The organism is Acidimicrobiia bacterium (assembly GCA_018057765.1).
In the GTDB taxonomy this organism is placed as follows: Bacteria; Actinomycetota; Acidimicrobiia; order IMCC26256; family JAGPDB01; genus JAGPDB01.
The window spans coordinates 71,362-96,213 of sequence record JAGPDB010000001.1; the positions used below are offsets into that span (position 1 = coordinate 71,362).

Consider the following 24,852-nt stretch of genomic DNA (forward strand, 5'->3'; position numbering starts at 1 on the left):
TAAAATTGGATGAGTAATAACTGTTTATAAGATCTCGCGGTCTTGGTTATTGCTAGATCTAACTTGAAGATTTAATTTTTCAAACCAAGACTCGTCTTGTAATAATAAGTGAAAATCTAAGAGATCATCTGCATTTATTGTTGGTCCAATTTTAGTTTCAAATAGCTCAGACGGTGCTTTAAATACTGAAATAGTTACTCCAGTTGATATTAAAAGATCAATGATTCGTTTAGATGCATCTTTTGCTACAGCTCTGGCACAGCTAGGACAGGTAAATGAGTAACTACCATGATCTTGACCAGGTATAGTTCTAACCGTCAAATCTTGTGCTCTAAGTTGTACGTCTCCACAGTGGGGGCAGTTGGCTCTTATAGTAGTCATTTCGAGCACCTTCCTATTTTGTAAATCTATTTTTTAATAGATCTTTTTCATATATATACTTTCGGTCAGTCTTGGCCATGCCTTTATGATAAGTTTCCGAAATGTCCTGATTTTGTTACCATGCGTGGTGGATAAAAATGTGGCAGAATACTAGGCGTGATAATTTATAAATTGGCCAATTTTAAACATATTAATAATCAAGATTTCAATATAGAAGATTTTATTGATAAAGTCCTGGTAGTTGATCTAAAAGATGTATCAAAATCATCGAGTGAATCTATTAAAAATGTTTTAAGAAAATTGAATGACAATATTGCCCTCTCGCTCGTTCCATCAAAGAAAATCATTAAAAACGAACAATTTTTACATATTCTGGAAAAAACACTGAGAAATATAGATACTTTATTTGTAGATGAGGCATATTTAAACGAGAAACTAGTAGATATATTAGAAATATCAAAAACTAAGTATATAACTTTGTCTCCGAAAACTAAGTCTAAAGATTATGAATTGTTGTTTTACAAATATTCAATTTCTGGTATAACTGGGATCAATTTTGATATAGATACAGTTAGCAAAGGCCACATTGCTTTATGTTCTAAATTCGGATTACAAAGTTGTGTTCATTCGATTTCATTTGAAAGACAAATGGAAAAAGCAAATTCATTAAATGTAGATGCTTTGTTTCTTTAAAGAAGTCCTGCCCGTCTGATAGGCCATATGCGAAAGAAAGCACGTCCTATTATTTTATCTGTATTAACAGGTCCAAACACTCGCCCATCAGATGAGTTCGCTCGGTTATCTCCGAGTAATAATACGGAGTTATTAGGAACAGCTATTGCATCAAATGGAGCATATGACGTATAAAAGGGGTCGTTACTAAGGTAAGGTTCCTTTAGTAGTTGTGGCATTCCACCAGGTTTAGTTATATAGATCTTTACCTTACACTTATTAACACCGTCAGAACATTTACCTTCAATTGTCTCCCCAGGCAGCCCAACTATTCTCTTAATTAAATCTTTTATTTCCTCATTGTTTTGACTGACGCTTTCAGGTGCAACTAGAACTACGATATCGCCACGTTCAATACTATTAAATTGATACGACATTTTATTTACAAATACATTGTCATTAATCTGTAAAGTTGGCTCCATGGATCCAGAGGGTATATAAAAAAGTTGTAATAAGAAAAACCTGACTACAATTGCAACCAAAATAGCTACTACAACCAAAAATATCGTTTCAATAATTGGTTTAGATCTAACAGATCCTATTTGCATGAGATTCACAATTTCTAATTCTAGTAGTTTTTCAATGTTATATCTCGCATAAAGATATATGAAAACAGATGACAAACCGTTTAATTGTAAGTATTAGATATCCTTGATTTAATTGTCTTAATTGATTCTAATATACTTACTAAATCAAGCGTACCACTAATATATTTTAATGAACCACTTGCTTTGAGGAATAATCTAGCAGCTACAAACGGGTTCGAGATTTCTAGCTTATATTCATTATTTTTTAAGTTTATTATTTCATGAGGATATGTATCTAATATCCAAGCTAAATCTTTATCAATTTCTAAGATGATATAGTCTTTGACCGAAGAAACAAAAGGTGTTTGGCTTTGACTATTGATTTCTAAAGTTGTATCACCAATATCAGATTCGCTCATATGATCTGTGAGTTCAACTCTGGATATTCGATCTGTACGAAATAGTTTCATTGTTTTATCTCTGTGGCAATAAGCATGTATATAACTTGTTGATGCTGTTGTTAATATCTTTTTAGGATCAATTTCACGCTCATCTAAATTACCAGAATTTAATGAAAGATAGACAATTTTGACAGATAGATTTTTATCGATAGCTTTTTGAAATAAATCAATATATTCTGATGAATTATCTATTTTTATAGATTGTTTCTTCGAAGAATTAAGTAGAAGAAGTATTTCATCTATTTGTTTTTTTTCTTCGAGGTTTGTCTTTTCTCTGAGTCTTGTCAGAGCAATAGTCGCATTTGTTCGTTCTGAATTATTTAGCTTCAATGGTGCTATAAAAACGTCGTTATAAAACATTGAAACGAAGCCATCTTCTATAGAAATATCAAAAAGTTGATCTGGTGAATATGGTGGCAGGCCACAATACATTAATTGATTCAAATCTTCTTCTATCTGTTGAGTATTTACATTGAATCGTTCTTCAAGTTCATCTAACGCAATTTCATCACGCGTTGTCAATAAATATGCTATAGATATTAGTCTTTCTATATGTCCGCCATCTTTTGTGCTTTTGGGTGGCATGATCATACCATTTTCATTGAATCGAGAACTTTTGCAATTATTTTTTCAACTTCAATCTTTAATTCTATAGGTTCTACAATTTTCACATAGCCTACATAGTCAAAATACCTCATTGTAAAAATATCGATTCTTGGTATTGTAAATTTGAATAATCCCTTTTCTGTTTTCGTGGTATTCCATTCTCTAATAAAGATCGGTTCTAAGTCCTTGTGAACTTCCACCACTATCTCAACTTCACTCTCAATCTCTTCTGCAATTTCATTATTGTCACCATTTTCTTCAGTAGTCATTTGGGATACATCTATTACTGCAATATCTGATAATCTATCTATCCTGAAATTCCTAAGTTCTTTCTTATCTAAATCAAAACACTCAAGATACCAGTACCCACCTTTTGCTAAGAGTTTTTTTGTTTTGACTCGTCGGAAACTATCTCTATATTTAAAAGATATAGTCGAAGAATTATCGCAAAGTCGATAAAGTACATCTACATTTTCTGGCAGACTTAATGAAATCACTGAATTCAATTCGTTTTCAGGGTTTGTGCCACCTAATTTCGTTAAAGATTTAGATGTAAGCGATTCATTGGAGCTATACATTGCAATTGCACATTGAACAATATTTCTCTGTTGAGCAGTTAATGATACAGAGTAAAAAGTATTATCTTTATTTATTTTGTAGCCATAATCACCCATTGGTGTAGGAGTCGAAGAAATATCAAAACCTAAATTACGCAATTCATCTTTATCTCGTTCAAAAGTTCGACGCGAAGTTGCTTTAGTATTTAAATTGTACCCCGGTACAGTGTTAACAATTTCATGTTGGGTAAGTGGCCGCATTGTATCGCTAAGAATTGCAATTAAATTGATCAATCTCTCAACTTTTGTAGTCATAAGTATTTTTTAATTCTCTAAATCAGCGATTGCTAGCTGTGCACTAGCACATGCAGATTCGAAAAATAGCTCATCTTGATCAGCTGGTCTTCCCATTGAGGAAACTTCTAGTTGAATATCTTGCATCATTTTTATTATTCCAATACTTTGAACTTCAACTACATTATGGGAAGAATAGATTCGTGCTTTTTCAAGTTGATCTCTCATGATTTTAGTGTATTTTTCGTCATTGTCAATAAGGCCAAGATTATGTTTCTCATGAGTTGCTTTAGAAAACGTAGTAATTGAATGGTGTGATATTCCTTGATGGCGTTCACGAGGATCAGCGCTAGATGCACGTAAAACTCCATAAGTTTTAGCCTCGAGAGATTTAGCACTATCTAGATGATAAGCAACATCAATCCCACTATATCCAAATTGTGTACCAGTGCCAACAATACCGGGGCCCATTGTCACGATGACTATATCGGCATTTGCGATATGGCGTGCGCTAAGTAATGCTGTAAAAATGTTAATAGCTTCAATGTCACCACCGTATGCTTGACCAAAAGTTATAGAAGTATCAACTAAATCTAGTTCTTTTAATCTAATCATTAAGTCCGAGATAGCTAGAGGAAGACTTGCTGAATCTGAAATAGCAAGCGCAATTTTTAGCTTTGAGTTCTTGTTTTTAATAAATGTGGCAATGGGTGCTACTTGAGAAAATAATGGTGCTGCTATAACAGAACAACCTGAAATATTATCTTGAGTAGTATAACCATTGAATTCTTCTGCTACTCCCGATTCAAATTGAAGCGCACTATATCGTAGTTTCATTATGTGACCAGAGGACTTGGTCGAGAGTGAATCGTATTTTAGATTCCACAAAACAAAATGCCATCCGCCTGTCCCAAGATTAAGATCGACTGCAGTGGTATTTACTATCACTTCGTCGCCTATAGCCACTTCACCACAGTTTTGGATTATGTTATATGCACGTGAACCATCACTTAGGCGAATCTTTGTTAAGCCCTCACGGTTTTCGATTATTGAAGCTACCTTATGTTTTGAATAATTTGCCATTACTCAAGTTTACAAGAGCTCAGACCTCCAAGAGGTAGTTAGGCACCAAATACGGGACCTTCTGCATCAAATTATCTTGTGCTGACAGCTCCGATAAATAGATGATCTGGTGGACCTGTTCTAACTAGTGTATCTAGTTGATCTAAAGATGAGCCCACGGTAGCTCTACGTGAACGACTACACCAGATGTCTTTGTTCCGTCAGCACCGATAAATAGATGATCTGGTGGACCTGTTCTAACTAGTGCATCTAGTTGATCTAAAGATGAGCCCACGGAAGCACTACTTGGTGTATTGCTATTATCGATTCGCGTCGTTGGTGCTATGCCGTGTGGTCTTCCATGATTAGGATCCAACTCTGGGATTTCATAAGTACCCGTTAAGACCCTTCGCAAAAATGCTCTAAATACATCCCGACCATTTGGCGTGAGTTCTAAAAGTTCTAAAATTTTACTTTGTGGATCTATAGAATAGGTCCTTCCAGCTGTATCTGTTGATATGAAATCGAATTCAGCTTTACACCTAGCTATATCCTCAGGTGTTGCAAGAATTGAGGATATATCATCAGGAAGTTCACCTTGGTTTCCATGAATGATTAGGTGTTCTATCAATTTGGCGATAGATGGATCCGTAATCATACTCATATGGGCATTAGGTACAGCTAAGCCTAAATAACCTTCATTATCTGGTGGTATACAAGAGAAGGGATTTACTATTCCATCACCATATTTTTTTTGACTACCTACGCCATATATAGCAGTATATTGTATTCCAAGTGGTGCTAGGAACTCCTCGGGTATCAGGCTATTAAGCAAATTTTCATCCATAAATGGCACTATTGCCTCCATGATATTTGCAGCAAAACCTACATTTGTAGATGTTCTTGCAGTGTTAAGATCAAATTGACAAGGTGAACCTACCGCAATTACATGTTCAATATATTCTGGACCTAGTGCTCGTGCGAGTATAAGTCCATACATTCCACCTAATGAATGCCCTACAATTGTAATTGGACTACCAGTACGTTCAACAAGATCAATTATCTTTTTTATTTCATCGTGTATAATCCAAGGGGTTGGGCCAATATTAGGCTTATAAGTAGACCAACCCTCTGCAAAAATATCACCACTAGCATTGGTGTTATATCTTGTTCCACGGTTTGATGCAGCATATTCTGAGTTGCCTGAAACAATACGGTTTAACAACATTATTAAAGAAGCACCAGGTGCGCCTGTGCCGGGTATAAAATATACGCTTTTTTTAGTGTTCTCAATGTTTGGGTTAGGAATAACATAATTAAAATCACGAGGATGACGAAGGGCACGTAGTATTTCTCTACCCTCTGCTCGTAATGCCAGCATAGATGGTCTGTTAAAATTGCCAGTTAAGCTATTGATTGCATCTTGAAATACACGCGCAGCTTCTTCTTGCTGATCTGCATTCAATGGGTGCACGAATTTAGGGTTTAAGATACTAGGAGGTCGATGAAGAGTTACAGTATTTCTTCGTTTTGAATCTGGTGGCATTATCTTCTCCCTATTTTAATATGATTAGGTAATGCTCAGTATAGCCATGCTATGTCCTATTTGTAAAATATTTTTGATAATTACTATTTCTCTAGTTAACGCCTAGTTGACTAATGGCGAATTCGTTAGTGCTATGGGAGGAACTAGATCTCGATTCGGAGTATTTGTTCTTCTTGTAAATGAACCGAAAGACCCTAGTAGAGCGTCTACCCTCTTTTGTAAATCGAATACAGGAATATTAGGCAGAGACGTAAGTACAAATTGTGACATAACTTCTCTTGCAGTCTTTGACGGTAGACCCTGCATCTCTGTAATCGGCAATATTAGTTTTTGGAGTTCTATTGGTAATGGAGTATCGATTGGCTTACTTGCTAAATACCTTATTATCGGAACAGCATTAGCAAATACGTCGGCGTGATCACCAGGAAGAACATGTCCTTTAAACCTTGCATCGGGCTCTGGCAACATACTGAAAGGAATATTAGGATTTTCATGTAAAATTGCTAAAAAGTCACTTTGTCGCTCACTTAAACAAGCACGTCCAAGTACAGTAGTATCAGTTGCGCCAGCAAAAGAAAGTACATCAATACCATTCATTATTTCTTTAAATCTTTGGACCTCGTCGCATGGATCATTATTGCGAAAACGTTCCCATAGAGAAATCGTGTCATGGCTAATATATCTTCTAAATACACGGTTAGTCATTGGCCCAATAAATGGTGCAATATTTGTATGTGCTTTTAGAGTGTCTGGGTTAAGTGTTAACAAATGTGGAGATGCAGTAAGTATGAGTCGTTGTACGACTCTGGGTTTGAATATGCGGCAAAATGTGCTAAAAAACCACCGAGGGAATTGCCATGTACATATATTGGTCCACCAAAATCCTGACTTAAAGCATCTATACAGTTAGATACATGTTGGATTATATTATTTGTAAACCCTATATCTAAGAGCTCTCCCCAGTCTATATAAACAATCCCATCTTGGTTGAGCCCATCAATTCCTGGTTTAAGAGCAGCATTGGTGCATAAAAAACCAGGTATACCAAGAATCACTACCCGAGTATCTTCAGGAATATGAAACTTAGGTATTTTCGAGACAAATAAATTTGCACATTTTTCTCTAATGGTAGGTTCATGCGACGTGGTCGTTATAGACATCTAACCTCCAATAAATTGCGTATTGACCTATATGGTATATTATAATAAATAAATAATGCAACTTTGTGGATGACTTTTAATATAGAAACTCCTAGAGTGAAGCTATTAAACGCTCTACCCTATCATCGTGACTCAAAAAAGGATCTTTACAAATTACAGTACGTTGTGCCTGATCATTGAGCTTTAGATGCACCCAATCAACTGTATAATCTCGCTTTTTCTCTTTAGCAACTTTAATAAATTCACCTCTAAGTCGAGCACGAGTAGTTTGAGGAGCAAGCGTCATTGCTTCACAAATTGTCTCATCATCAGTTATTCTCTCAACTCTATTATTTCTTTCTAAAAGATAGTACAAACCACGATTACGATTTACATCATGATATTGCAAATCTAATAACTGTATTTTTGGGTGCGATAACTCCAGTTTATGTTTCTTGGCGTAAGTCTGTATAAGATTATGTTTTATTACCCAATCAACTTCGGTTGATAAGGAAAATGGATCTTTCTCAAATTTAGTCATAACATGTTCCCACATGTTTAATGCTTTTTGTTCTTCTTTTGGAAGACCTCTGCGTGAAGCAAAACGTAAAGCTCGCGTTAGATACTCGCTTTGTACATCAAACGCACTTACATCGCGTGCATTTGAAAGTCGTTGAGGTTTCTTTCCTGAAGTGTCTAAAGAAATATCTCTAATTGCTCTAATAGGATTTTCAAATGTCAAATCTCTCCAAGGTGCAGGATCTTCTTCGAGCATTCTTAAAATAATTGCTGTAGTACCAACTCTAAGAAATGTCGTATACTCGCTCATAGTTGAATCACCAACAATTACATGTAAACGTCTGTATTTTTCTGCATCAGCATGAGGTTCATCTCTTGTATTAATTATTGGACGTGATCGTGTGGTTGCGCTAGAAACGCCTTCCCAAATATGTTCGGCTCGCTGACTCATAGAATATATAGAGCCTTTAGGAGTCTGGATGATTTTTCCAGCCCCTGTATAAATTTGTCGAGTGACCAAAAATGGTATTAAAACATTGGTAACTTTTTCAAAATCTGCCTCTCTTCGTAAAAGATAATTCTCGTGACTACCATAACTATTGCCCGCTGAATCAGTATTATTTTTGAAAAGATAAATCTCTCCTCGTATACCTTCTTCACGTAAACGTTTCTCTGCAGATTGCACTAAACCTTCTAGTATACGCTCACCAGCTTTATCATGAGCAACAAGATCGCTTAAATTATCGCATTCCGGTGTTGCATATTCGGGGTGAGAACCTACGTCTAAATATAGTCGTGAACCGTTTTCTAAAAATACGTTTGAAGATCTACCCCAAGAGACAACTCTCCTAAAAAGATAACGCGCAACTTCGTCTGGACTTAAACGACGTTGGCCTTTAAATGTGCAAGTAACTCCGTATTCATTCTCGATACCGTAGATTCTTTTTTTCAAATCAAGTTTTCTTTTCTTAGAGTGATGGATATTTTATCCACCAAAATGTTAAATAGGCCATCTATTGCAGAAATTTATTTAGCGAATATTTTTTCAATTTCGCTTCTTTTCATTCGTCTAAAACAACGGTGTTCTTTAGTTCTATCTAGATAGCCAACTTCTAAAGTTGATGGATCGAGTTGATCTTCGTCACCAGGTTTTAAAACTTTTGCACCAAGTTTTATAGCATCATCCAAGCTCATATTTTCTGCGTAATCAGCTTCAAGTTGAGTTTCGATGTCATTAGCATTTCCGCCTAATACACAAAATCTTGATTCATCCATAACTGTTCCATCATACAAAACATGAAACATCTCATTTGGTTTTTTTCCAGAACCAATTTGAGCAATTAGAACTTCTACTTCAAATGGTTTCATCTCGTGAGTAAAAACCTGTCCTAACGACTGTGCGTATGTGTTTGCCAATTCGTTAGCTACAACATCTTCGCGCGAATATGCATAACCTTTTTGATCAGCTAGACGTACACCTGCATCTCGCAACATTTGAAATTCGTTGTACTTTCCAACTCCAGCAAAAGCAATACGATCATATATTTCAGAAATTTTGTGTAAAGACTTAGAAGGGTTTTCAGCAACCATGACAATTCCTAAATCATACTCAATTGCAACAAGTGATCTACCACGTGCAATACCTTTTCGTGCATAATCAGCACGATCTTTCATGACTTGTTCTGGTGATACATAATAGGGATTAGTCATTATTTAGTTCCTCCCTGTTCAGGGCCTGAAAGTAAAGCAGTAGCTCTTTTCGCTATATCGGCATCACTCAAAAAATTAATTCCGTCTTTATCTATTGTTGCGACAGTTGGAAATATCTTTCTTACTAAGTCCGGACCGCCAGTTCCTGCATCTTCATCTGCTGCAGCAAAAAGTGATCGTATAGCTATATCGATTGCAGCCTTTGCGCTCAACGTTGTGTTAAAAGAAGCTTTGATCCAGTTTCTTGCATGTACAGAGCCAGAACCTGACGCTGTAAAATCGAATTCTTCGTATCTTCCACCAGTTGCATCGTAACTAAAAACTCTGCCTTGTTCTTTTAGTAGATCGTACCCAGCAAATAACGGTACAACCATTAGCCCCTGCATTGCCATTGGGAGATTATTTCTAATCATAAAAGAAAGTTGATTAGCTTTACCTTCAAAACTTAAAGGTTCTCCTGCCATTTTTTCGTAATGTTCTAGTTGTACTTGAAAAAGCCTTACAAGTTCCATTGCAATACCAGCGGTACCTGCAATTGTAATACCTGAATGAGAATCTGCTGGCATAACTTTATCCATCATTCGATTAGCGATTGTCAATCCTGCAGTAGCTCTGCGATCTCCTGCCATTACAACGCCGTCTTTATATCTTAAAGCTACAGTTGTGGTGGCATGTGGAAGATTCGATATTTCTTCTGCAATTGCATTGGAAAATTCTTGATTCTGAGGTAGCAAGTCGGGTTGATTCTGATTTAGAAATTCTATAAAAGACGTACCTGGACTAGAAGTGTTTGTGTATTGTATTTTCATAACTCCTAAGAGTGTAATGAAGTTTCTTGCTCAATTTGTGGATTTGATTTTTTAAATAGCCACTTACCCATTGTCGCACCTGCAAAGTTGCTACGATCTATATCAAAAAAGTCGGCGATACTCGGGCCTATATCACATAGAAGCCTAAGTCCAAGATCATTAGTTTGTCCTGAAGGTGTGTAGAAAAACATCGGCAATAATTCGTTTCTAAAATTATTTTCTGTATTATTCTCATTATTTTCAATGGATGCATCTATGGCTGTTGAAGAAAAAGCCATTAATGCGTCTTCATTGCCAAGTTCTATTATACATTTTTCTATTAAACAAGAGAACTGAGATAAACATGCTGTTGCGAATGTCGGATTCTTTTCTAGAGCTGACTGACGATAATCATTTAGCGTGGCAACTATTAATTCGTTCCTTGTTAAAGGTGCGCTTAGGTATTCTAAAATTGTGGATACTGCTTCCCCATCGCTTTGTACATCAACGAATTCACTTGTAGGCAAAAGAGTATCATCATTACAGATTGATATCAGACTAAGGTTTTCAAGCTGACCCCAGATCCCCATATTGTCTTTATCTCCACCGCCAATTTCTATGTATGCTGAAAAATCATCTTCACCATGAATAGTTTTAGCAGCCAGCATTGCTGTTGTAGAAACCTTACGAGCTATAGGGCTTGCAAATTTAACAAAAGCACCTAGCCCGATTGTTTCTAATCCCGCTAGATTTGGTTTTAAATCTTTAGTGTAAGCGTATTTTAATAACTTTTCTAGAGAATGTTCACTTGATGATGTGTTGCGGATATTTCCTACACCTAATCCAGGACAATTTATTAATATGAATCTTTTAAACATCATTTAGAGCTCTATTGCCCACCTTTTTGAACATAGTTTTTTACAAATTCTTCGGCATTGGTCTCTAATACACCATCGATCTCATCTAGTAGATCATCAAGATCTTCTTTTATCTCTTCCGATTTTTTTTCATCACTTTTAAGTTCTACATCATCTACTTCGGTATCTTTAGATTTGGAAGTTGGTTTAGATTTACGTTGTTGCTCAGCCATTATGCGTACTCCTTAAGCTTTCGTATAACCCTAACAGAAATCTTACCTAAGTGAAATTTCTAGCTCCTCATAGTGTTATCTTATAACACTATTAGTATCGTATCTAATCCGTAAATGCTTGAATTTATTTTGCGAATACTATTCTTCTAATTTATTGATAAGTTCAATAGGTGTATCGCAACTATCTAAAAGACCTTGAACACTATCTTTATTGCCTCTCGTGGGTTCCATCATTGGAATTCTTTTTAAAGTGGAAGAACCAATATCTAAAGTTACGCTATCCCAATTTGCACTATGGACGTTTTTAGCGAACTTCTTTAAAACACTTCCTCTAAAATACGCTCTTGTTGTTTCTGGAGGGTTATCAACACTGTTTACTATTTCTTTATCGCTAACCAATGCTTCAATCTCACCACGAATACGCATTTTATCGAAAAGCTTACCTTTTCTAATATCATGATATTGAACATCTATGCCACAAAGTTTTGGATCATTAGCTTCTAAATTATCTCTTAATTTAAAGCCATCAATAATTTTCTTTTTTGTTATCCAATCAACTTGACCACTTAAACTTTCAGGATTGGTTTCAAGTTTCGCAAGAACATCCTCCCATCTTTTTAAAATTTCATGCGCTATATTTCCACCTATAAGTTCTATTTGCTCAGATGTACAGGAAGAGATATATTTTTTAGCGGAATCAAGTATTGATTTTTGTATATCTAATGCTGTCATGAAACCTTTATTAGTTTCTACTTTTACTTTTAAAGTTGTATCGTGACTAATTTCTTTTATTGATTTAACAGGTTCTACTAATACGCATAGATTGTTATTGAAGTCTTCAAAATCATCTTCAATCATGGCTAAAATAATTGCAGTTGTTCCTAGCTTTAAAAAAGTTGAAACATCGCACATGTTTGCATCCCCAACAATAATGTGTAATCTTCTATATTTACTAGCATCGCTATGTGGTTCATCACGAGTATTTACTATTGGCCTCTTCATCGTAGTTTCAAGTCCAACTGGTTCTTCCATAAAATCTGCACGCTGACTTATTTGAAAATCCACCTTATTATTAGATGCATGTAATTCTGAACCAACTTTACCAGCACCACAAAATATTTGTCTAGAAACGAAATGTGATGTTAACGAATTTACAAGTGTTGTAAAAGGAACGTTACGCTGTACAAGATATCCCTCATGTGTGCCGTAGGAGTTACCTTTTGAATCAGTATTGTTCTTATATACAATAATTTCTCCATCAATAATATTTTTGGCTTCTAACATTGATCGTCGCAAAATTTCTTCTCCTGCGCGATCATACAATACAGCTTCTAGAGCATTGCTTACTTCTGGTGATGCATATTCAGGATGGGCATGATCGACATAATATCTTGCACCATTGGTAAGCATTGCATTAATTAAATGTGTTTCAGGAAATATAGACGGAGGTTCATTAACTTCAATACGTGCATCTTGTGCTGGTGTTTCATCAGCGAAATCAAATTCTGTACGCGAACCATGCAAATAAGCATTAATTAATAAACCAGATGAAGTCATAGGGTTTTGATATTGAGAATCAGTACCATTAGACATAATTCCGTATTCAGTTTCAATACCCATAATTTTTGCAATAGCCATAACCATAAGGTTAGCGCGTTTAAATCTATAAATAAGGCTAAATCAGATTATCCAGCGTTGATGTCATATTTAAATTTCGAAAAAGAAGATATTTCGTTATATCTAGCTTCTAAAATTACTACTTATCAATTATTACTAGAAAATAGAGTTTAACTATATAGTTTTTGGTATATGTCTAGGTCTATTTGTTAGAATTAATAAATGGAAAAAACCAAATTAGTATTAGCATTTTCAGGTGGACTAGATACCTCTCGATGCTTAGTTGATCTATCAAAAGAATACGATGTATATACATGTACAGTCGATACTGGGGCATTAACTGAACAAGATAGAATTGAGATTGCTAATAAATCTAAATTACTTGGTGCTGTTTCACACAAGTTAATAGATGCTAAACAAGTATATTTCCAAGAAGTAATTCAATATTTAATAAAAGGAAATGTGCTTAAAGGTGGTGTATATCCCCTGTCGGTTGGTGCTGAAAGAGGATTTCAGGCCATTTTAACAACGCAATACGCTAAAGAAATTAACGCTCAGGTAATTGCGCATGGTTCAACTGGAGCTGGTAATGATCAATTTAGGTTTGATATGGCAATTCAAGTTCTTGCTCCAGAAATAGAAATAAAAGTTCCGGTACGTGAATTTAACTGGAGCAGACAAAATCACATAGATGCACTTAGAAGTTATAATATGCCAATACCAGAAAAGCCTTTGTACTCAATTAATGCAGGCCTTTGGGGAACAACTATTGGTGGAGTCGAAACTCAAGCAGATTTTATAGAAGAAAATGGAGAAAAAATATATACAGGCTCATGGAATTATCTACCAGATGAGGCCTTTGAAGCTGCAGGTCATAATATCAATATTGAAACAAACCCTCAAGAAATAGTAATTGGTTTTGCCTCAGGTGTTCCAATTTCATTAAATTCCAAAGAACAGAATGCTGTAGATCTCATAGAAGCATTAAATTTATTAGGTGACGAATATGGTATTGGCAGGGCTATTCATACAGGTTCAACGGTATTGGGTTCGAAGGGTCGCGTAGGAGTTGCTGCACCAGCACCAATACTTTTAATAGAAGCACACAGAGAATTAGAAAAATCTATTTTAACTAAGTCGCAACTTTATCTATCTAAAATAATATCTGCTGAATATGAAAGATTAATTCATGAAGGTCTGTATCTTGACCCAAGTATCGATGATATAAAATCATATTTTGATTCTTGTCAAAGTGATATTACTGGTGAAGTCAGAATTAAGCTTGTAGCAAATAATTTTGTGGTCATGGGTTATAAGTCGACTAATAGTATTTTAGGATATGGAGCTAGTTATGGTGAACAATCACTTTCATTTACTGGCAAAGACGCAGAGGGTTTTTCAAAAATCTATGCTTTAGAATCAAAAATAAAAAACCAAGTAACAAAACTATATTAAAGAAAGATTACCCATGGAGCAAAAGTCATCATCATGGATTCACATGGGTCAAGGCGAAAAATTTAATCCTGCAGTTTCAAAATTATTGTTAGGCGGTTCTCCCGATAGGCTCATACTCCCATTTGATATTATTGGTACTAGAGCTCACATCAGGGCAATAGCACGTGCGGGGATTATAAATTCTTCAGAAAAGGTCAAGTTGCTATCTGTACTAGAAAAGGCTGGAGAATATTTTGAGGCTAACGATTGGGCATACGATGAATTAGCTGAAGATTGCCATATGGCGCTTGAAGCAAAAATAAGTGAATTGTGTGATGACAAGACTTTAGCCAGCAAAGTTCATACGGGTCGCAGCAGGAATGATCAAGTGGTAACAGCACTAACTTTATATGCAAAGAGTATGTTGATTGAATTAAAAATTCAATTATTAAACTATCTTGAATCTTTAATAAAATTAAGTGAAAAAGCTTTTAATAAAAAATTGATAATACCAGGTTATACTCACTTACAACGTGGACAACCAGTCCTTTTAGCACACCATCTTTTAGCACACGCATGGCCTATCAAAAGAGATCTCGCAACATTGGACTTTGTGATTGATTCGTTGAACGAATCCCCATTAGGAGCAGGAGCCGTTGCTGGTTCGACATTTTTATTAGATGAAAAAGAAACAGCTAAAGAGCTAGGTTTTGAAGAACAATTCAACAACTCTATTGATGTTGTGGCAAATAGAGATTTTATATTAGATATTCTTTTTGTAACTTCAAAAATAGCAACTCATTTATGCAGGTTTGCAAACGAAGTTGTAATTTGGTGCTCTAGCGAATTTTCATATATTACCCTGGGCTACGAAGTTTCTTCCACATCTTCAATGATGCCTCAAAAGAAGAATCCAGATACTGCGGAAATAGTTAGAGGTAGATCATCATTAGCTATATCTAACTTATTAACTGGCTTTATGGTCTTAAAAGATTTACCATATTCTTATTCTCGAGATTTATCAGTGACTAAAAAACCAATGTATGATTCATTTGAAAAAATGTTTTCAATGTTGCCAGCATTAACTTCTCTAGTTGAAAGTATTGAATTCAATGATGTAAGTATTGCTAAGAGTTGCGAAGATGAGCTTCTAGCTATAACGGATTTTTCTGACCAGTTTGTATTCGAAGGCTTACCATTTCGTAAAGCACATCAATTTTTAGGTGCATTAGTTAGGTATTCACGTGAGAAGAGTATTTTAGTTAGTGTCTTAATTAAAGATATTGAGCAAGATGACGATCTCAAGTCTTTCATGGTAGCTAAATTACAAAACGAGGAACTTGTTGCACAGGCAATTGAAATATTAGCCAAACCGGCATTTAAAACAAAAATTCTTTCAATGCTAAATGAACCAGGGATATCATGTGTAAATTCTAAAGTAGGATACGGCTCTACGAGTATTGACTCAGTAAACGAACAAATTAAGAATTTGAAAAATGTGATTAGGGATAACAATGGATAAGATCTATGCTTATACGGCTTCTACCAATTTAAGCTCGATCCCTGAAAAAGTTTTAGGTAGAGATGTCCAAGCGATTAATGCTTCTGATCCAAAAGATATGCGTACAGGAATTTTGTTACGTGCAATGAATATGGCTCTTTACGGTGATTATATGGGAATGCCTGGTTGGGTTTTTGTAGACTGTTGTTTATTTCCTTCAGCTTTTGTTATGATTCGTGATCTCGGAGGAAATATACCTGCTGAGATTAAGAATGCATTAAATACAAGACTTGATTATATGAGGAAAGAAAATACCATATCGGGGGTCGAAGATAATTTCGAACATATTCAAGATGATGAATTGATTCCGACGGCATCTTATTTAGCTATACCAAGTGCGAGTAATCAGATTGTTGGTTTTAGTTTTACTTCTATGGTAAAAGGTAATGGAAAAAAAATTAAAGCTTATGCTTATTCTTTCTATCGACAAATGCTTGGTTGTCACGCTCAAATAGGTATAGCTCAGTATTTTGATAAATCAGTTGCAACTCATACAAAATTCGGTGATTTAAAGATAATAAATGCATTGGAAGCACATCATTCCATACCTCTAAAAACTTTTTCATATACCTGTCAACTTCCTTCAGATTTAGAACTACAGGAAATAATTGATAAAGATGTAGATAGAGATTTTAGTAATTGTATCGAGGTTAGAAGAGATGATCTAGATGAAATCATAAGTGAAATACAACTAGCAAAAGAAGACTATTTCATTGTAGGCCAAGATAATAAAAAACAAATAATGTATTTAAGAAGCGAAAAGAAAACCTTTTAAGCTGACTATAGATACTGTCCTGTAGCAACACGTTCAACTTCTTTGCCGCCTGTTGTTTCATCGCCTTTTTGAATCAAAGTACGAATATAAATAATACGTTCGCCTTTCTTGCCGGATATCTTTGCCCAATCATCAGGATTAGTTGTGTTAGGTAAATCTTCTTGCTCTCTAAATTCTTGATGTATAGAATCAATCAGATCTTGGGTGCTTATACCTTTTGGCCCGTCAGCAATATTTCGTTTTATAGCTAACTTCTTTGCACGTCTTACAACATTTTCTATCATTGCACCTGAAGAAAAATCTTTAAAATGCAATATTTCTTTTTCGCCATTTTGATATGTGACTTCTAAGAATTGTGTTGCTTCAGACTCTTCATACATTATGCTGGCAGCTTCTGATACCATACTTTGTATTGTCTTTTCTCTGTCGTTATCAAATTTCTTAAGCTCGTCTTCTGCAATTGGCAATGACGAAGTTAGATACTGAGCATATATTTCTTTAGCAGCCTCTTGGGTTGGACGCTCTATCTTTATTTTCACGTCTAAACGGCCTGGACGCAAAATTGCTGGGTCGATAAGGTCTTCTCTATTTGATGCTCCAATTACGATTACGTTATTTAATATTTCAACACCATCTAACTCACTTAAAAGCTGAGGGACAATTGTTGATTCCATATCGGATGAAATCCCAGTACCACGAGTTCTAAATAGTGAGTCCATCTCATCGAAAAATACTACGACTGGAACTCCTTCTGAAGCTTTTTCGCGAGCACGTTCAAAGATTAAACGTATTTGACGTTCTGTTTCACCCACATATTTATTTAAAAGTTCAGGACCTTTAACATTTATGAAATAAGCATTCTTCTTCTTTTCCCCAGTTTTTTCAGCAACACGTTTTGATAATGAATTAGCAACCGCTTTGGCTATTAGAGTTTTACCGCAACCTGGAGGGCCATATAATAAAATTCCTTTAGGAGCTTCAAGTTCGTGCTCTTTAAATAGGTCTCCATAAATATATGGGAGTTCTACAGCATCTTGAATCATTTCTATTTGTGCATCTAAACCACCAATATCTTCGTAAGAAATATCAGGTACTTCTTCAAGTAAAAGTTGTTCAACTTCTGGGCGTGCAATTCTTTCAACTAAAAGATTAGAACGTGTGTCTAAAAGTAAATGTTCACCAACTCGTAATTTCTTTTCTTTAATAGAATCAGCAAGCTCACAGACTCTTTCTTCATCACCACGACACATTACTAATGCACGATTTCCATCTTCCATAACTTCACGTAGTATTACTAATTCGCCTTGCTTATCACTTGAGCGAGATAGAATTACACTTAGCGAATCATTTAATACAACGTCATCGCCGATTTTTAAGCTTTCTATATCTATATCTGGATGAATACTCACACGCATTTTACGACCAGCACTAATTACATCAACAGTATCGTCTTCGTTAATACCTAGAAATGTACCATATGCAGCAGGAGGTAAAGTTAGTTTTTCTACTTCTTCACGCAATGCTGCGATATGCTCTCTTGCTTCTTTCAATGTAGCGCTTAATCTTTCATTCCTTCTTGATGAATCAGAAAGTTCTGCTTTAAGCGAAATAAGTTTTTCTTCTAATGTACGAATGCGCTTAGGCGCATCAACTAATTTTTTTTGTAAAATATCAATCTCGGCTTTTAGAGTCTGTGCGTCTTGTTTCATTGTATTGTTTCTAGATTCTTCGTATGACGAATTCGCTGATGTATCGTCAGCCGTATCTTCGTTGTCATTTGTTTCATTATCTGATATAAAATTACTCATTAATATTCCTCACTAGGGCTTATTCTAAGACTAATACGATTTCGGTCAAGTTTTGTGGAATCTTTAACGATATAGTTATAAGAATATTATTTTTGGAATAGAATCCGCATGTTAGTGTTATACGGTTATATAATATTTATAAGATTTATAGATTGAAAGAAGATAACATGAAGGTTTGGATTGATCAGGATTTATGTACTGGTGATGGGCTATGCGAAGAAATCGCACCTAAGGTTTTTAAATTATTAGATGATGGTTTAGCATACGTTGTTGAGGGTGATAAAGTTTTCAACCCTGGTGGGCCTACGGGTCTTGCTAATTTTGATGATGATCAATTAGACGGTGTTGTAGAGGCTGCTGAGGAATGTCCTGGAGAATGTATCTATATTGAGCCTTGATTTTTAGATTTTTCCACATTAGGTAATCTTGTATCTACTTCATTACCTTTTGCACTTTTTCGAAAACTCATTATATACAATTTTTTCATTAACAAATAAAAGTTTATACCAAAATAGACAAATAGTTAATATAGCGTAAATACCCCTATAATTCAAATAAGGATAACTATAAAATTTCCACTATAAACTTTTTATACTTTAAACTATAAACTACCGTTTCACTATAACTTGTGTGCCAATAGTTGCCCAATTATAAACATAACTTGTAACTGAAGGTGGCATGTTTACACAACCGTGAGATCCTCCACGTTCAAATCCTCCAACACCAAAAGATCGTCTCCATGATGCATCATGTAATCCATAACCTCTATAAAATGGCATCCAATACGAAACAAATGACCTATAGCCAGGTCCGACTAGATAAGTATTTCTTTGTTTCGCGTAAATAGAGAATGCCCCAGTTGGTGTTCCAAAACCTATGCCTTCAGCTCCAGTAGTTATAGGAGTATTTAAATATTCTGTTCCAAACTCACATGCCCATAAATGTTGTAGATTAATGCTGACAATAATTTTCTTAGCTACTATATTCCCTGTGCAACCATTTTGAGGTGGAGGTGGACAAGAGGTGCTATGTCCGGGTCCAAAATTGGAGAATTGTGAATCTGCTGTAATTGTGTAATAACCACTGTCGTTAGTTGCAGTATTAATGCCAACAGTTGGAGCACCTAAGCAATCGCCGCTTGTAGCTCCATAAAATTGTGAGTCACCAAAGTTAAAAATTCCACCATCGCTTGCAACTAATGTGTATCCCCTACCGCTTACAGTTTTTGTCATTGCAACTATTGGCTTATTAAGTCGTATACTGCCAGTTGATCCGTAGAACTGTGCATCACCAAAAGCAAATATACCGCCGTCACTTGCAGCTAACCAATATCCTCTACCTGATGGAGTCGAAGTCATTGCAACTATTGGCTTATTAAGTCGTATACTGCCAGTTGATCCGTAGAACTGTGCATCACCAAAAGCAAATATACCGCCGTCACTTGCAGCTAACCAATATCCTCTACCTGATGGAGTCGAAGTCATTGAAACTATTGGTCTATTAAGTCGTATACTGCCAGTTGATCCGTAGAACTGTGCATCACCAAATGTAAATACTCCACCATCGCTTGCTACAAGCCAATATCCTCTTCCAGTTGGAGTAGAAGCAATTGAAACTATTGGTCTATTAAGACGCTGACTACCTGTTGATCCGTAGAACTGTGCTGCGCCATATGTGAATACTCCACCATCATTCGCTACAAGCCAGTAACCATCACTACCTGGCGTAGATGCCATTGCAAGTATTGGATTATTTGAGACACCTATCTTGGCTATGGATTTTTTATTATCTAATGCAAAAGAAACAGTAGTAACAATCATGGCTAGTGTTAATATTAGAAAGAATGAGAATTTAGAGATTATCGAAAATTTATTTATTCGATTATTTTTCATATTGATAATGTGCGATTTCATTTAATACCCCAGTTAAATAATTAAGTATAGACTAACAAAAACATATGCTAACACTGTGTATATAAATGATAAAAACGAGAATAAAAGTTTTATTTGTATAATTTAATATGTCTGAGCAGAAAAATGATCAATAAATGCTATGCACTAATATGTCAATAGCCGTGCGACAGTAAGAAAGCCTGTATGTGCAACCATCCTATGATCTGGACGGGCAATCTGGCCTTCAATTTTCCAAGTACGCAATAAGGTCTCAAAAGTGGATTCAAAAGCAAATTTCGAATTACTAAGAGCTTCTCTCAATCTAACAGCTTGTGTTATCTGAGGTACATAAGATATAAATATTCCACCTGGTGTTAATGCTTTTTCGGCGTGTTCAACAACGTTCCAAGGTTCAGGTAGATCTAAAACAATTCGATCTAGGTTTGTATCGTCGATACCTTTATAAATATCTTTTACAACTACTTTCCAAGGCACATCATCACCCATATACTTATATACATTTCTTTTTGCTTGTTCGGCAAAATCTTCACGAATGTCATAACCAATTAATTCACCAGTATTTCCTATTGCTCGTAATAGAGAGATACTTAATGCTCCAGAACCAACACCAGATTCTAATACGCGTGCTCCAGGGAAAATATCTGCATAAGTGATAATTGTTCCATGGTCTTTAGGGTATATAACTTGTGCACCTCTGGGCATTTTTAGAATGTAGTCAGACATAGTTGGGGTTAACACAATAAAAACATGATCTTTAGAGTTTCTTACTTGTGAACCAGAATCTTTTTCAAGAATATCATTATGGTACAAAATACCTGCATGGGTATGGAATTCTCCATCAGCTACTAATGAAAACAAATATCGTTTTCTCTTATTATCTACTACTAAGGCTAAATCCCCTATTGAAAATGGCATATACTTTTACATCTCTATCGTTTTAGAATCTTGAACTTTTATTTTGTACTCGCCAGGTTCTAAATCTATTTGTTGAACTATCTTTGGTGTTGGTTTAGCAAAAACCCACTTCAGTATTTTTTTTGCGATTGATCCATAAAATAATAACTTCCAAAAGAAACCATCTTTTTTCGATGTATTTTTAAGAACTTTTTTGATGATCTTTTTAGGCATATTATCTTGTTTTCACTATGTTTATTAAAGTTTTAGGTCTCATAGCACGTCTTCTACCAGAAAAGAAAGCAATTCCTACAAGCAACCCAATACCTATAATCGCAACAACCTTTATTGTATCGGTAGAACTAGATTTTATCTCGTCTATCACGACATTTATTTCACCCATTTTATTTTTAATATCATCACGAGATACATTTTTATTATCTATTAATTTTTTATTTAATTTTTTATTAGATTTTATCATTACTTTTCTCGAATCAATGTAGGTCTTGTAGCTACAAAAAATATTATTCCTAGCAAACAAATATCAACAACCGCTAAAATTACATAAGGTAGAAAAGACAGACTTGAATCAAATACATCTAGAGTTTGTAAATATCGTAATATTCCTAAGCTCACAAAAATTGCACCATTAGTCATAAATAAAGAACCTACAATACCCAAACCAAGGTATCGACCAAGCCTTTTTAGCGGAACTAATGTTTGGCTTTTAACATAGCTAATAATAATATTAATTAACTCGCTAACCATAGCTATCATGTCATTTGGACTTTTCATATATTGATTCTATAACAAAATCTAATTAGAAATCGAAAATGTTATATTTTCAAGTTGTTGATTGAAGGAAATTGTTTTAATAGAGCAACGGTTTTCTCTTGGTATATATGGCCTTTAGCATCATTGAATTGTCCATTAACCAATAACGAAAAATGAATTTTATCAATATTACCTATTAATGCAGTAACTCCATCTAAAGTCCCTGTTTTTGCTTGAAGAATATTTTTATACTCAGCAAATCGATTAGCTAAGGTACCGTCAATTCCGGCTTTAGAAGTCAATGAAATTATATTTATCCCTTTTTTTGAAACGCTTGAAATAATACTCATTAATTCTGAACAAGTAATTGTAGAAGAATATGAAAAACCAGAACCATTTAAAAATTTGAGACCATCTGTATTCGGGACGAGCTTATTAAGCTGAGTATTTGCAAAATTCATCAGTGATTCAATATCCACTCTCCCTATTGATTTATGCGCTGATGCTATTAGGAGTTGTTCAGCATAAATATTATTAGAATTTTTGAGCATATCAGTAACTAATTTTTCTATAGAAGCACTTTGAATAGAAGCTAATAAATTCTCTTTTGTTGTTAACTTTGGGTCTAATTGTTTCTTAGAAAACTCTATAGTGCCAATAGTTACAAATTTAGATAAAAACATTTCTTTTAAAATATTAGATGCGTATATTTGTGGTTCTAAAGATACACTATTTTGCTCGTATCCTTCATCAACTAATAATGCTCCCATTGCACCAACTTGATTTTTTTTCGATTCCCATTCTTTATTGTATGAAGGAATATTGAACCATGAAGTATCTATTACTAACTTTTTAATATTCTTAATATTTAAAACTGATAGTTTATTAGCTAAATCTGAAAATGTATGTGTATATTTATTTTCTATATAATCTTGTCTACCTAAATTTGGAGGATTATTAGAAATGAAACTAGGATCACCACTTATTGTCATTGAAGCTGTTTCTACAACACCATTTGTTGCTTGCCCATATATAGTTGTATCTAAAGTCTCGTCCTTTTTGAAATTAGAGAAAACTATTGCTGCAGTTGCAATTTTTAATGCTGAACCAGGAACTAAAGCCTTATTTGGATTTAAATCCACTATTTCCTTATCTGAATTTGACCATTCTCCTATAAGGCAAAAATCAGCTGGTAATAGCTCAACAATACTCTTAGATAATGATATTTTTGATAGTTCTACTTCTAAACTATGCTTAAAGTTACTTGGTTTTACATTTGATACATCTTTTTTGTTTAAAAGTAATTGACCCTTTGAATTATCTGACACATTTGTTGATTTTGAAAATAATAATAAGGAATTACCGTATGAAAATAAAATCAATGAAGTTAGAAGAAAGGCAATAATTATTGTATTTTTAGTATTTTTCACTTTACATATACCCTTCCAACGAATAATAATGTTAGTGTTTATATACAATTTTTATAGGAATCTGATTTTATACTTGAGTTATAGGGAAAATGGGACGAAAGATAAGTATGATTTCGGTTGTACTACCTGCTTTTAATGAGTCAGAGACTCTAGAGAACACTACTAAAGATATTTTTGCGTACTTAAAATCTCGTAAAGAAGTATTTGAAATTATTATTGTAGAAAATGGCTCAAGTGATAATACGCGAGACATTGGAAAAAGACTTTCAGATGAAATCAAAAATGTTAAATTCTTCTCCGAAGTATTGCCTGACTATGGTGCAGCATTGCGCAGAGGACTTAGAGAAGCATGTGGAGATATAATAGTTAATTTTGATGTAGATTTTTATGATTTTGACTTTTTAGAACGTTCAGTTCAAATAATTAGAGAGCATAGTGATCATCGACCAGCAATTGTTGTTGGATCTAAAAGGACTGAAGGAGCAAATGATAACAGGCCAGTACTAAGAAGATTTGCTACATTTATTTTTTCCAGTATATTAAAATTTGGTTTTGGGCTCGGGGTTTCGGATACTCATGGCATAAAAGCTATGCATCGATCTAGCGTTATTGATGTAGAAAGACTTTGTAAATTCACCGTTGATCTATTTGATACTGAACTTATTTTGCGCTGTGAACGTTCAGGAATAATAGTTAGCGAAATACCTGTTTCCGTTGAAGAGTCTCGTCCAGCAAGATCAAATCTGATTTCTCGTATACCAAGAACTCTTTTTGGTTTGGCAAAGATGAGATTTGTCTTCTTTTTTGAGTCTATTTTTCGTCGTGGGGAGTTGAAACCTGCAAAACTAAAGTGAATGAAGTTTGTAGCAGGTTTATACGTAGAAAATATTAATTTTAGAACCGAGGAAGGACCATCAACTCGTATTGATATTCAGGGTGCTTTCTTCTCTTATAAACCGCCATCTTATCCCGATCTGTTTACACCTCATTTAGTATTGCTAATAAGTGCAATAGATTCTGAAATTTCAAATGACACACTAGTTTGTGAATTTAAAAGAGGCGATGAAATAGTTGCAAGAAATGTACAAGCATGTCCTATCGAATCTGGAAAGTTTGGTTATCGATTAGTAAGACCTGAAATTGAGTTTACGAAACCGGAAACAATAATCGTAACTTGTACACTAACTGAATCAAAAACATCAATAGAAGTCCCAATGACTTCACTTTAAATTTA

The 24,852-nt window shown here is 34.7% G+C and carries 28 protein-coding genes; 7 read left to right on the top strand and 21 right to left on the bottom strand.

All coding sequences use genetic code 11. The annotated features are described in order from the left end of the window. Positions 1-24: 24 nt before the first annotated feature. A complete protein-coding gene (locus KBF89_00390; GenBank protein MBP9114786.1) occupies positions 25-381 on the bottom strand; it encodes a hypothetical protein in 357 nt (118 codons plus the stop codon). A 171-nt stretch (positions 382-552) separates the two neighbouring features. Here KBF89_00390 and KBF89_00395 point away from each other — a divergent pair, with 171 nt between their 5' ends. Then, complete coding sequence (locus KBF89_00395; protein MBP9114787.1) at positions 553-1,074, top strand: hypothetical protein; 522 nt, start codon at positions 553-555, stop codon at positions 1,072-1,074. On the opposite strand, the gene lepB is transcribed toward KBF89_00395, so the two are convergent. The 13 genes from lepB to KBF89_00460 all read right to left on the bottom strand — a co-directional run bounded on the left by lepB (position 1,071) and on the right by KBF89_00460 (position 13,050). After that, positions 1,071-1,670, bottom strand: coding sequence for a signal peptidase I (lepB, locus tag KBF89_00400; GenBank protein ID MBP9114788.1), 600 nt, complete (start codon positions 1,668-1,670; stop codon positions 1,071-1,073). The two genes, KBF89_00395 and lepB, sit on opposite strands and share 4 nt — an antisense overlap. Positions 1,671-1,741: 71 nt before the next feature. Further along, complete coding sequence (locus tag KBF89_00405; GenBank protein ID MBP9114789.1) at positions 1,742-2,686, bottom strand: WYL domain-containing protein; 945 nt, start codon at positions 2,684-2,686, stop codon at positions 1,742-1,744. A gap of 2 nt (positions 2,687-2,688) precedes the next feature. Then, positions 2,689-3,579, bottom strand: a complete 891-nt coding sequence (locus KBF89_00410; GenBank protein MBP9114790.1) for a WYL domain-containing protein — start codon at positions 3,577-3,579, stop codon at positions 2,689-2,691. A 9-nt stretch (positions 3,580-3,588) separates the two neighbouring features. Continuing rightward, positions 3,589-4,641 (bottom strand): DUF3866 family protein, encoded by a 1,053-nt coding sequence (locus tag KBF89_00415; protein ID MBP9114791.1) that lies wholly within the window; start codon positions 4,639-4,641, stop codon positions 3,589-3,591. 142 nt (positions 4,642-4,783) lie between these two features. Then, positions 4,784-6,166 carry an alpha/beta hydrolase gene (locus KBF89_00420; GenBank protein ID MBP9114792.1) on the bottom strand — a complete coding sequence of 461 codons (1,383 nt, stop codon included), beginning with the start codon at positions 6,164-6,166 and terminating at the stop codon, positions 4,784-4,786. Between the two features lie 102 nt (positions 6,167-6,268). Then, entirely contained in the window at positions 6,269-6,934 is a 666-nt protein-coding gene (locus KBF89_00425) for a hypothetical protein (protein MBP9114793.1), read from the bottom strand. Next, on the bottom strand, positions 6,928-7,326 hold the full coding sequence (locus KBF89_00430) for a hypothetical protein (GenBank protein ID MBP9114794.1): 399 nt from the start codon (positions 7,324-7,326) through the stop codon (positions 6,928-6,930). Before KBF89_00430 ends, KBF89_00425 begins: the two co-directional genes overlap by 7 nt. Positions 7,327-7,417: 91 nt before the next feature. Then, on the bottom strand, positions 7,418-8,776 hold the full coding sequence (pafA, locus tag KBF89_00435) for a Pup--protein ligase (GenBank protein ID MBP9114795.1): 1,359 nt from the start codon (positions 8,774-8,776) through the stop codon (positions 7,418-7,420). Positions 8,777-8,850: 74 nt separating this feature from the next. Continuing rightward, positions 8,851-9,534: a proteasome subunit alpha gene (prcA, locus tag KBF89_00440; GenBank protein MBP9114796.1), complete on the bottom strand. Its 684-nt coding sequence runs from the start codon at positions 9,532-9,534 to the stop codon at positions 8,851-8,853. Beyond that, on the bottom strand, positions 9,534-10,343 hold the full coding sequence (prcB, locus tag KBF89_00445; protein ID MBP9114797.1) for a proteasome subunit beta: 810 nt from the start codon (positions 10,341-10,343) through the stop codon (positions 9,534-9,536). The genes prcA and prcB overlap by 1 nt, the downstream gene beginning before the upstream one ends. A gap of 5 nt (positions 10,344-10,348) precedes the next feature. Then, entirely contained in the window at positions 10,349-11,203 is an 855-nt protein-coding gene (locus tag KBF89_00450; GenBank protein ID MBP9114798.1) for a hypothetical protein, read from the bottom strand. Positions 11,204-11,211: 8 nt separating this feature from the next. Then, positions 11,212-11,412: a ubiquitin-like protein Pup gene (locus KBF89_00455; protein MBP9114799.1), complete on the bottom strand. Its 201-nt coding sequence runs from the start codon at positions 11,410-11,412 to the stop codon at positions 11,212-11,214. A gap of 138 nt (positions 11,413-11,550) precedes the next feature. Continuing rightward, complete coding sequence (locus tag KBF89_00460) at positions 11,551-13,050, bottom strand: proteasome accessory factor PafA2 (protein ID MBP9114800.1); 1,500 nt, start codon at positions 13,048-13,050, stop codon at positions 11,551-11,553. Between the two features lie 201 nt (positions 13,051-13,251). Between KBF89_00460 and KBF89_00465 the strand changes: the two genes are divergently transcribed. The 3 genes from KBF89_00465 to KBF89_00475 are packed head-to-tail and all read left to right on the top strand — an operon-like array spanning position 13,252 to position 16,799. Further along, positions 13,252-14,484: an argininosuccinate synthase gene (locus KBF89_00465; GenBank protein ID MBP9114801.1), complete on the top strand. Its 1,233-nt coding sequence runs from the start codon at positions 13,252-13,254 to the stop codon at positions 14,482-14,484. Between the two features lie 13 nt (positions 14,485-14,497). Beyond that, entirely contained in the window at positions 14,498-15,985 is a 1,488-nt protein-coding gene (argH, locus tag KBF89_00470; GenBank protein MBP9114802.1) for an argininosuccinate lyase, read from the top strand. Continuing rightward, positions 15,978-16,799, top strand: coding sequence for a hypothetical protein (locus KBF89_00475; GenBank protein ID MBP9114803.1), 822 nt, complete (start codon positions 15,978-15,980; stop codon positions 16,797-16,799). The genes argH and KBF89_00475 overlap by 8 nt, the downstream gene beginning before the upstream one ends. Positions 16,800-16,804: 5 nt before the next feature. Here the strand turns inward: KBF89_00475 and arc are convergent, their stop codons facing one another. Further along, positions 16,805-18,607 carry a proteasome ATPase gene (gene arc, locus KBF89_00480; protein ID MBP9114804.1) on the bottom strand — a complete coding sequence of 601 codons (1,803 nt, stop codon included), beginning with the start codon at positions 18,605-18,607 and terminating at the stop codon, positions 16,805-16,807. A 167-nt stretch (positions 18,608-18,774) separates the two neighbouring features. Between arc and KBF89_00485 the strand changes: the two genes are divergently transcribed. Next, positions 18,775-19,005, top strand: coding sequence for a ferredoxin (locus tag KBF89_00485; GenBank protein MBP9114805.1), 231 nt, complete (start codon positions 18,775-18,777; stop codon positions 19,003-19,005). 210 nt (positions 19,006-19,215) lie between these two features. Here the strand turns inward: KBF89_00485 and KBF89_00490 are convergent, their stop codons facing one another. From KBF89_00490 to KBF89_00515, 6 genes are all read right to left on the bottom strand, one after another. Continuing rightward, positions 19,216-20,520, bottom strand: a complete 1,305-nt coding sequence (locus tag KBF89_00490) for a L,D-transpeptidase (protein MBP9114806.1) — start codon at positions 20,518-20,520, stop codon at positions 19,216-19,218. Between the two features lie 144 nt (positions 20,521-20,664). Then, the gene (locus KBF89_00495) at positions 20,665-21,435 is read right to left on the bottom strand and encodes a tRNA (adenine-N1)-methyltransferase (protein MBP9114807.1); all 771 of its coding nucleotides are present in this window, start codon (positions 21,433-21,435) and stop codon (positions 20,665-20,667) included. Between the two features lie 6 nt (positions 21,436-21,441). Beyond that, positions 21,442-21,648 carry a hypothetical protein gene (locus KBF89_00500; protein ID MBP9114808.1) on the bottom strand — a complete coding sequence of 69 codons (207 nt, stop codon included), beginning with the start codon at positions 21,646-21,648 and terminating at the stop codon, positions 21,442-21,444. A 1-nt stretch (position 21,649) separates the two neighbouring features. Further along, positions 21,650-21,895 (bottom strand): hypothetical protein, encoded by a 246-nt coding sequence (locus KBF89_00505; GenBank protein MBP9114809.1) that lies wholly within the window; start codon positions 21,893-21,895, stop codon positions 21,650-21,652. Then, on the bottom strand, positions 21,895-22,209 hold the full coding sequence (locus KBF89_00510) for a hypothetical protein (protein MBP9114810.1): 315 nt from the start codon (positions 22,207-22,209) through the stop codon (positions 21,895-21,897). The genes KBF89_00505 and KBF89_00510 overlap by 1 nt, the downstream gene beginning before the upstream one ends. A gap of 41 nt (positions 22,210-22,250) precedes the next feature. Further along, a complete protein-coding gene (locus KBF89_00515; GenBank protein ID MBP9114811.1) occupies positions 22,251-23,618 on the bottom strand; it encodes a D-alanyl-D-alanine carboxypeptidase in 1,368 nt (455 codons plus the stop codon). A gap of 107 nt (positions 23,619-23,725) precedes the next feature. Here KBF89_00515 and KBF89_00520 point away from each other — a divergent pair, with 107 nt between their 5' ends. Then, positions 23,726-24,472: a glycosyltransferase family 2 protein gene (locus tag KBF89_00520; GenBank protein MBP9114812.1), complete on the top strand. Its 747-nt coding sequence runs from the start codon at positions 23,726-23,728 to the stop codon at positions 24,470-24,472. Beyond that, positions 24,473-24,847, top strand: a complete 375-nt coding sequence (locus KBF89_00525; protein MBP9114813.1) for a hypothetical protein — start codon at positions 24,473-24,475, stop codon at positions 24,845-24,847. It begins immediately after the preceding gene. The last annotated feature ends 5 nt before the right edge of the window (positions 24,848-24,852 follow it).